This window comes from Bradyrhizobium sp. SHOUNA76, assembly GCF_023006445.1.
Classification (GTDB): domain Bacteria; phylum Pseudomonadota; class Alphaproteobacteria; order Rhizobiales; family Xanthobacteraceae; genus Bradyrhizobium.
This window is the reverse complement of record NZ_JALBHA010000707.1, coordinates 1-2,531: the sequence shown is the minus strand read 5'-3', so window position 1 is coordinate 2,531 and position 2,531 is coordinate 1. Positions and strand designations below refer to the sequence as shown.

The following is a 2,531-nucleotide window of genomic DNA, read 5'->3' as shown; positions in this document are numbered from 1 at the left end:
GCTGCAGATCGTCGCGGGCGGTCCGGCATGGCTCCATCCGGGTCGCTCCGGCACGATCCAGATCGGGCCGCAGAACGTGCTCGGCACTTTCGGCGAAATGCACCCGCGCGCGCTCGAGGCGCTCGGCGCCGACGGCCCGCTGATGGTGTTCGAGGTGATCCTCGACCGGATCCCCGAGGCCAAGAAAAAGCCGACCCGCGCCAAGCCCGTGATCGAGCTGTCGGCGTTCCAGCCGGTGTCGCGCGACTTCGCCTTCATCGTCGATCGTACCGTGAAGGCCGGCGACATCGTGCGTGCCGCGCAAGGCGTCGACAAGAAGCTGATCACCGGCGTGAGCGTCTTCGACGTCTATGAGGGCAAGGGCATCGACGACGGCAAGAAGTCGATCGCGGTCGCAGTCATGCTCCAGCCGCGCGAGAAGACGCTGACCGACCAGGAGATCGAAGCTGTCGGCGCCAAGATCGTGGCGGAGGTCACGAAGAAGACCGGCGGCACGCTCCGAGCATGATGCCGAAAAGTGTGAAGCGGTTTTCGGACAACATCATGCTCCAGAATCATAGAGCATGACCCTCGCTGATTTCCTGCCCAAGGACGTCAGCCTCACCATTGCGATGGCGCTCTGCGCCGTCGCTTTCGTTTCGGGTACCGCACGCGGCTTCTCCGGCTTCGGCTCGGCGCTGATCTTCATGCCGCTGGCGAGCAGCATCGCTGCGCCGCGGCTCGTTGCCGCGTTGCTGCTGGTGATCGATTTTGTTTCGGCAGCGCCGCTGCTGCCGGACGCGTGGCGGAAGGCGGATCGCAAGGCCACCGCCGTGATCGTGCTGGGTGCGCTGATCGGCGTCCCCGTCGGCACCTATTTCCTCAGCGTGCTCGAGCCCGTCACCACGCGCTGGATCATCTCCTGCTTCGTCGCTGCGCTGTTGCTGCTTCTGCTGTCGGGCTGGCGCTATCGCGGCAAGGACCACGCCTGGCTCTCGGTCGGCATCGGCGGCCTCTCGGGCTTCTGCAGTGGCCTGGCGCAGACCGGCGGCCCGCCGATCGTCGGCTATTGGCTCGGCCGCCCGATCGCACCGATCGTCGCGCGCGCCAATATCGTGCTGTTCTTCGGCGCGTCCGATCTCTTGTCGATGATCAGTTACGCGACGACGGGCTTGATCTCGCGCGAGTCGCTGCTGCTGTCGCTGGTCGTCGGCCCGGTCTATGCGATTGGTGTCGCGTTCGGCGCCTCGCTGTTCGGACGCGCGAGCGAGCGGGTGTTTCGCGGCATCTGCTACGCGCTGATCGCGATGGCGGTGATCGCGGGGCTGCCGGTGCTGGACAGGGTGTTGCGGTAACTCTCTCCGTCGCCCCCGCGAACGCGGGGACCCCCATACCGCGTGATCTATCGAGTAGACACAGGTCTGTACCGATAAAGGTCCTGAACGGCGAGTCTTCGCCCAACTACGCCCTGTGGTTATGGGTCCCGGATCTGCGCTTCGCTTGTCCGGGACGACAGTGGAGTTTGCTGCGGCTTAGTTGGCCTATTGCCGCGGCGCCCTACGCTTTTTCGTCGATTGCGTCGGTACGTCGGCCGGATCGTCCTTCAACGCGCCGATCTTGCGCAACGCTGCGTCCGCGGCGCGCTCGCCGCTTTCCCAGGCGCCGTCGACGGTGCCCCATAGCGTCTCATGGGTGGCCTCGCCGGCGAGAAACACATTGCCGATCGGCTCCGCCAAGACTTTTCGCGAGAGCTGACCGCCGGGGGAGGCCGCAGACATCGCGCCCATCACGAAAGGCGACGCATTCCAGCGCGTGGCTGTGGTCTTCTGCACGGCGGCCGCGGCCTCGCTGCCGAACAATTTCGTGATCCATTCCCTGGCGAAGGCCACCATCGCCTTCTCGCCCTGTTCCGAGAGATCGCGGCCGAACGCGCCGCCGACGTCGATGGAGCAGAGCGAGGAGCCGCCGATATTGGCGAACATGAGCGCCGTGCGCGCCGAATTGCTTTGCTCGATGAGGATATCGTCGCGCGACAGGCCGAGCGGATTGCCGGGCAATTGCAGCATGATGCGATCGTAGCTGCCGAGACCGAGCTTCGATGCCGCGTCTAATGTGCGCTTGGGAATGTCGGGCGTGAACTTGATCGCGCCTGATGTCAGCACATTGGTCGAGACCGTGACGATGACGGCGCGCGCGGCGATCTTGCCGGCTTGCGTCTCCACGCTGACGTCGCGGTTGCTCCAGGCGATTCGGCTTGCCGGCGTCGACAGCACCACCGGCGCCTGCTCGCCGAGCTTGGTGATCAGCGTGCCCAGGCCCTGACGGCAGGCGATCGCCGCGTTGCGGTCCTGCGCGCGTCCCTTGTCGATCGCGGACAGCTCCTTGAGGTCCTTGCCTGCAAAGCTCGCGCCCAACATGAATTCGGCTGCGCCCGCCCAGTCGCCGAGATCCTTCGGCAGCACGGACGCACAAGAGGTATCCAGCTTGCCACGCGCGGCCTCGTCGATGGCGCGGTTGGCACGAACCAGCGCCGCCAGGAACTGCTCGGTCTC

The 2,531-nt window shown here is 65.7% G+C and carries 2 protein-coding genes and 1 pseudogene; 2 read left to right on the top strand and 1 reads right to left on the bottom strand.

Annotated features, from left to right (window positions below; all coding sequences use genetic code 11):
- Positions 1–508 (top strand): annotated as a pseudogene (locus MOV74_RS35955) (phenylalanine--tRNA ligase subunit beta); the annotation flags it as partial.
- Positions 509–563: 55 nt separating this feature from the next.
- Entirely contained in the window at positions 564–1,334 is a 771-nt protein-coding gene (locus tag MOV74_RS35950; protein WP_246931986.1) for a sulfite exporter TauE/SafE family protein, read from the top strand.
- 186 nt (positions 1,335–1,520) lie between these two features.
- Here the strand turns inward: MOV74_RS35950 and MOV74_RS35945 are convergent.
- Positions 1,521–2,531, bottom strand: a 1,011-nt coding sequence (locus MOV74_RS35945) for an FAD-dependent oxidoreductase (protein WP_246931985.1), incomplete at its 5' end; no start/stop codon positions are given.